Source organism: Methylibium sp. T29, assembly GCF_000576205.1.
Lineage (GTDB): Bacteria > Pseudomonadota > Gammaproteobacteria > Burkholderiales > Burkholderiaceae_C > Methylibium > Methylibium petroleiphilum.
The window spans coordinates 1-6,163 of record NZ_AZND01000199.1 but is presented as its reverse complement, the minus strand read 5'-3'; the positions used below and the strand labels follow the sequence as shown (position 1 = coordinate 6,163).

Genomic DNA, 6,163 nt, shown 5'->3' with positions numbered 1-6,163 from the left:
CGCAGATCCGCACCGCCGTGCGCTTCGCGCGGCTGGCCGGTGGCGACGCGGACGCGGCGAGCGATCCGGTGCCGGCGCAGGTGCTGATCGAGCGGCAGCTCGGCAATGCCGACAAGGCACTGGGCCTGCGCGGGCGCGACACCGCGGCGCGACCGGCGGTCACACGCTACGACCTGGGGCTGCTCAACGTCGACTCGCGCTTCGAGCTGCCGCGCATCGTCGAGGCCCTCCAGCGCCGCGGCTGCGGCACGCTGTGCCTCTACGGCCCGCCGGGCACCGGCAAGACGGCGCTGGCCGAGCACATCGCCCACGCGCTGCAGCGTCCGCTCGTGGCGAAGCGCGCCTCGGACCTGGTGAGCAAGTACGTCGGCGAGACCGAACAGAACCTCGCGCGCATGTTCGACGAGGCGCAGCGCGAGGGCGCGGTGCTGCTGCTCGACGAGGCCGACAGCTACCTGCGCAGCCGCCAGCGTGCCGAGCGCAACTACGAGGTGACCGAGGTCAACGAGATGCTGCAGGGCATGGAGCGCTTCGGCGGCGTGTTCGTGTGCACCACCAACCTGTTCGACGAGCTCGACGAGGCGGCGCTGCGGCGCTTCTCGTTCAAGATCCGCTTCAAGCCGCTGGAAGCGCCGCAGCGCGAGCGCATGTTCGTCGCCGAGGCGCTGGGCGGCGATGCCGCCGCGCTGACCGCGGAGCAGCGCACCCGGTTGGCCGCGCTGGACGTGCTGACGCCGGGGGACTTCGCGGCGGTGCAGCGGCAGGTCGAGCTGCTGGGCGACGTGTTCGAGCCCGACGGTTTCCTTTCGCAGCTGGAGGCCGAGCACCGCGTGAAGCCGGGCGTGCGCGAGCGCCGCAGCATCGGCTTCGTGCGCTAGGGCCTGCTAACGCTACCGGAGGGCTTGCGCCCGAGCTGCGTAGGCCGCAGGGGTAGGCGCGAGGGAGGCGGCGTGCTGTTGCACGCAACAACTGAGCAACGCCGCCCTGCGGCCTGCGCAGCTCGGGCCCGAAGGGTGATCCCAGGAAACGGGCGCCCTCGGCGTTGCCCATGCTCGCCGGGGGCCGACCCCGGCTGCGCTGTGCGCCTTGATGGCGTCCGTTTCCTGGGTCACGCGAGCCCTCCGGTAGCGTTAGCAGGCCCTAGCTTCGTCAGTAGGTGCATCGGTCGGCCTTCCTACAATCGGGGCATGAGTGCCCTGCCCTATACCCGTGCCGCCCAGTTGCCCGAGCTGCTGAAGCAGCGCATCCTGATCCTCGACGGCGCGATGGGCACGATGATCCAGCGCTACAAGCTCGGCGAGGCCGACTACCGCGGCGAGCGCTTCAAGGACCACGGCAAGGACCTGAAGGGCAACAACGAGCTGCTGCAGTTCACGCGGCCCGATGTCATCACCGAGATCCACGAGGGCTACCTCGCGGCCGGCGCCGACCTGATCGAGACCAACACCTTCGGCGCGACCACGATCGCCCAGGAAGACTACGGCCTGGCGCCGCTGGCACGCGAGATGAACGTGGTGGCGGCCCAGCTCGCGCGCGCCGCCTGCGACAAGTTCAGCACGCCGGACAAGCCGCGCTTCGTGGCCGGCGCCTTCGGCCCGACGCCGCGCACCGCGAGCATCAGCCCCGATGTCAACGACCCGGCGGCGCGCAACGTCAGCTTCGACGAGCTGCGGGCCGCGTACTACGAGCAGGGCGAGGGGCTGCTCGAGGGCGGCGCCGACCTCTTCCTGGTCGAGACCATCTTCGATACGCTGAACGCCAAGGCGGCGATCTTCGCGATCGACGAGCTGTTCGAGAACACCGGCGAACGCCTGCCGGTCATCATCTCCGGCACCGTCACCGATGCGTCGGGCCGCATCCTCAGCGGCCAGACCGTCAGCGCCTTCTGGCATTCGGTGCGCCACGCGCATCCGGTGGCCGTGGGGCTGAACTGCGCGCTCGGCGCGACGCTGATGCGGCCCTACATCGAGGAGCTGTGCAAGGCCGCGCCCGACACCTTCATCTCCTGCTACCCGAACGCCGGCCTGCCCAATCCGATGAGCGACACCGGCTTCGACGAGACCCCGGCGATCACCGGCGGCCTGGTCGAGGAGTTCGCGCGGGCCGGCTTCCTGAACATCGCCGGCGGTTGCTGCGGCACCACCCCGGATCACATCGCCGAGATCGCCCGGCGCGTCAGCGCCTACCGGCCGCGCGCACGGCAGGAGCGCTGGATCAGCGAGTTGAGCGAAGAGGCCGACGGCGATCTGCAGACGGCCTGACGGCGCGCGGCCGCCGGGCCTTCGCGCACATCGGCTGCATCACTTGCCGGCCGGGCGGTCGCTGACCAGCAGTTCCAGTCCGGCGCCTTCGGCCCGGCCCAGGCCCACGATGCGCGAGATCGGCACGCCGCGGCCCACGAGGTAGTCGCGCACGCTGGCGGCGCGGTCCTGGACGATCCGGCCCGAGACCTTGTCGTCGGCCGGGGCGCCGATCTGCAGTTCAGTGGTCGCCGCGTGCGGCTTGAAGCCGGTCGCGAACTGGTCGAGCACTGCGGCCAGTGCCGGCTTGACGGCGGTGCGCTGCGGGTCGAAGGCATGCTTGGTCGGCACCTCGACACGCAGGCGGTGGTCGCCGGTGCTGTCGACGACGACCGGCGTGCCCTTGAGCGCGTCCCTGAGGCGCAGGCGCTGGGCCTCCAGCGCCGGTGACAGGCCGGAGCCGAACAGGCCGCCGAAGCCCGAGCTGCCGGAGCCGGGGGTGCCGGGGGCTCCCGGGCGGCTGGCGCACCCGGCCAGGGCGAATGCCAGGCAAAGCAACCCGGCCGTGTAGGAAGGAGAGAAGAGAGAGAAGCGTGTCATGCCGGGCATTGCACCCGGGCCCTGCGTGCCGCACAAGGGGGACGGCCGGACTGCGGAGGGGTATTGGGTGAGGCTTTGTAAACGCGGGCGCGCGTAAAATCGTCGGTGCTCGAGGAGCGTTGCGACGGTTGCCCAGGCTTTGGGACGACCGCCAGGCTCGGGCCGGCGGCACCGCGAGGGCTGCCCTGCAACGGCGCTCACCCCTCCGCCGACCGGCGGGCTGCGGGTGGGCCGCAGCACCGGCGCGGCGCGTCTTTCGGTGAACTGCCATGTCGACAGCTGCTGCTCCTGATTTCTCGAACGTGCCGCCGATGCGCCTGTCCGGCCTGGAGCCGGTGGCCATCGGCGAGCGCTCGCTGTTCGTCAACATCGGCGAACGCACCAACGTCACCGGCTCCAAGGCCTTCGCGCGGATGATCCTCGGCGGGCAGTTCGAGGAGGCGCTGGCCGTGGCGCGCCAGCAGGTCGAGAACGGCGCGCAGGTGATCGACATCAACATGGACGAGGCCATGCTCGACAGCAAGGCCGCGATGGAGCGCTTCCTGAAGCTCATCGCCTCCGAGCCCGAGATCGCGCGCGTGCCGATCATGATCGACAGCTCGAAGTGGGAGGTGATCGAGGCCGGGCTGAAGTGCATCCAGGGCAAGGGCATCGTCAACTCGATCTCGATGAAGGAAGGCGAGGACGCCTTCCGCCACCAGGCGAAGCTGGTGCGCCGCTACGGCGCCGCCGCCGTGGTGATGGCGTTCGACGAGCAGGGCCAGGCGGATACCTTCGCGCGCAAGATCGAGATCTGCGAGCGGGCCTACCGCATCCTCGTCGACGAGGTGGGATTCGCGCCCGAGGACATCATCTTCGACCCCAACATCTTTGCCATTGCGACCGGCATCGAGGAGCACGACAACTACGCGGTCGATTTCATCGAGGCCACGCGCTGGATCAAGCAGCACCTGCCGGGCGCCAAGGTGTCGGGCGGCGTGTCCAACGTGAGCTTCAGCTTCCGCGGCAACGAGCCGGTGCGCGAGGCCATCCACACGGTCTTCCTGTACCACGCGATCCAGGCCGGCATGGACATGGGCATCGTCAACGCCGGCATGGTGGGCGTGTATGACGACCTGGACGCCGAGCTGCGCGAGCGCGTCGAGGACGTGGTGCTGAACCGCAAGCCGGCCTACAAGCCGGGCGAGGCGCAGCTGTCGCCGGGCGAGCGGCTGATCGAGATCGCCGAGCGCGCCAAGGGCGCGGCCAAGGACGACAGCACCCGCCTCGCGTGGCGCGCCGGCACCGTGAACGAGCGGCTGTCGCATGCGCTGATCCACGGCATCACCGACTTCATCGTCGTCGACACCGAGGAGGCCTGGCAGGCGATCCGGGCCGACGGCGGGCGGCCGCTGCACGTGATCGAGGGGCCGCTGATGGCCGGCATGAATGTGGTCGGCGACCTCTTCGGCCAGGGCAAGATGTTCCTGCCGCAGGTGGTGAAGAGCGCGCGCGTGATGAAGCAGGCGGTGGCGCACCTGCTGCCCTATATCGAGGAGGAGAAGAAGGCGCTGATCGATGCCGGCGGCGAGGCCAAGGCCAAGGGCAAGGTGGTGATCGCGACGGTGAAGGGCGACGTGCACGACATCGGCAAGAACATCGTCACCGTGGTGCTCCAGTGCAACAACTTCGAGGTCGTCAACATGGGCGTGATGGTCGCGTGCCAGGACATCCTCGCGAAGGCCAAGGTCGAGGGCGCCGACATCATCGGCCTGTCGGGCCTGATCACGCCCAGCCTCGAGGAAATGCAGCACGTGGCTGCCGAGATGCAGCGCGACGACTACTTCCGCGTGAAGAAGATCCCGCTGCTGATCGGCGGGGCCACCTGCAGCCGGGTCCACACCGCGGTCAAGATCGCCCCCAAGTACGAAGGCCCGGTGGTCTACGTGCCTGACGCCTCGCGCAGCGTGGGCGTGTGCAGCGAGCTGCTGAGCGACGAGCGGGCCGCGAAGTACATCGAGGAACTGAAGGTCGACTACGACAAGGTGCGCCTGCAGCACGCAAACAAGAAAGCCACGCCGATGGTCTCGCTGGCCGCGGCACGGGCCAACAAGACGCCGATCGACTGGCGCGGCTACGCGCCGCCGCAACCGAAGTTCGTCGGCCGCCGCGTGTTCAGGAACTACGACCTGGCCGAGCTCGCGCAGCAGATCGACTGGGGCCCGTTCTTCCAGACCTGGGACCTGGCGGGCGCCTTCCCGCAGATCCTGCGCGACGAGGTGGTCGGCGCCGAGGCGCAACGCGTGATGAGCGACGGCAAGCGCATGCTGCAGCGGCTGATCGAGGGCCGCTGGCTGCAGGCGCACGGCGTGATCGGCCTGTACCCGGCCAACACGGTGAACGACGACGACATCGAGATCTACACCGACGAGACGCGCCGCGAGGTGCTGATGACGTGGCACGGTCTGCGCATGCAGACCGAGCGGCCGGTGGTCGACGGCGTGAAGCGGCCGAACCGCTGCCTGGCCGATTTCGTCGCCCCGAAGTCGAGCGGGCTGGCCGACCACGTCGGCCTGTTCGCGGTGACCGCCGGCCATGGCGTCGACAAGAAGGAGGCGGCCTTTCTGGCCGACCATGACGACTACTCCGCGATCATGCTGAAGGCGCTGGCCGACCGGCTGGCCGAGGCCTTTGCCGAGCGCATGCACCAGCGCGTACGCACCGATTTCTGGGGCTACGCGGCCGATGAGGCGCTCAGCACCGAACAGCTGATCGCCGAGCAGTACCGCGGCATCCGCCCCGCACCTGGCTATCCGGCCTGCCCCGACCACACCGTCAAGCGCGACATGTTCCGCGCGCTGCAGTGCGAGGAGATCGGCATGACGCTGACCGAGAGCCTCGCGATGACGCCGGCCGCCAGCGTCAGCGGCTTCTACCTCGCCCACCCCGCTGCGGCCTACTTCAATGTCGGCAAGATTGGAGAGGACCAGTTGCGCGACTGGGCGGGCCGGACGCAGCAGGAACTGGCGCAGGCAGAGCGCGCCCTCGCCCCGCTGATGTAACGCGTAAGGCGCTGTTTAACGGCGCCTTACATCTGATGCATTCGCCGCTGCAACGCGGCGCGGTGGCTCGTGTCCAATCGGTCGCCCGAAGGAGGACGATCGATCATGGAAGCAGCATCCCGAACATCTGACAAAACTGCCGGCGGCCTGCCGCGCTGGATGTGGCTGGCCGGTGGCGCGGTCGCGCTGACCATTGCCGGAGTCGCCAGTGCGCTGGCCCTGCAGCAGCGCGCGCAGCCGGCATCTGCCGCGGCGGCGGTCGCGCCCGTTGAAGAGATCGTG

4 protein-coding genes and 1 riboswitch are annotated in these 6,163 nt (G+C 69.4%); of the genes, 3 read left to right on the top strand and 1 reads right to left on the bottom strand.

Going from position 1 to position 6,163, the window contains the following annotated elements; all coding sequences use genetic code 11:
- Positions 1-878, top strand: an 878-nt coding sequence (locus x551_RS17245) for an ATP-binding protein (RefSeq protein WP_036249749.1), incomplete at its 5' end; no start/stop codon positions are given.
- A gap of 309 nt (positions 879-1,187) precedes the next feature.
- Entirely contained in the window at positions 1,188-2,261 is a 1,074-nt protein-coding gene (locus tag x551_RS17240) for a homocysteine S-methyltransferase family protein (protein ID WP_036232601.1), read from the top strand.
- Positions 2,262-2,300: 39 nt separating this feature from the next.
- On the opposite strand, the gene x551_RS23660 is transcribed toward x551_RS17240, so the two are convergent.
- Positions 2,301-2,840: a hypothetical protein gene (locus x551_RS23660; protein ID WP_148210865.1), complete on the bottom strand. Its 540-nt coding sequence runs from the start codon at positions 2,838-2,840 to the stop codon at positions 2,301-2,303.
- A 105-nt stretch (positions 2,841-2,945) separates the two neighbouring features.
- Positions 2,946-3,046, top strand: a riboswitch (S-adenosyl-L-homocysteine riboswitch).
- Positions 3,047-3,151: 105 nt separating this feature from the next.
- Here x551_RS23660 and metH point away from each other — a divergent pair.
- Positions 3,152-5,881 (top strand): methionine synthase, encoded by a 2,730-nt coding sequence (gene metH, locus x551_RS17230; protein ID WP_148210988.1) that lies wholly within the window; start codon positions 3,152-3,154, stop codon positions 5,879-5,881.
- Positions 5,882-6,163: the final 282 nt, after the last annotated feature.

Coding starts and splice junctions, on each gene's coding strand:
- x551_RS17240 (WP_036232601.1), top strand. CDS start 1,188: ATGAGTGCCCTGCCCTATACCCGTGCCGCCCAGTTGCCCGAGCTGCTG.
- x551_RS23660 (WP_148210865.1), bottom strand. CDS start 2,840: ATGACACGCTTCTCTCTCTTCTCTCCTTCCTACACGGCCGGGTTGCTT.
- metH (WP_148210988.1), top strand. CDS start 3,152: ATGCGCCTGTCCGGCCTGGAGCCGGTGGCCATCGGCGAGCGCTCGCTG.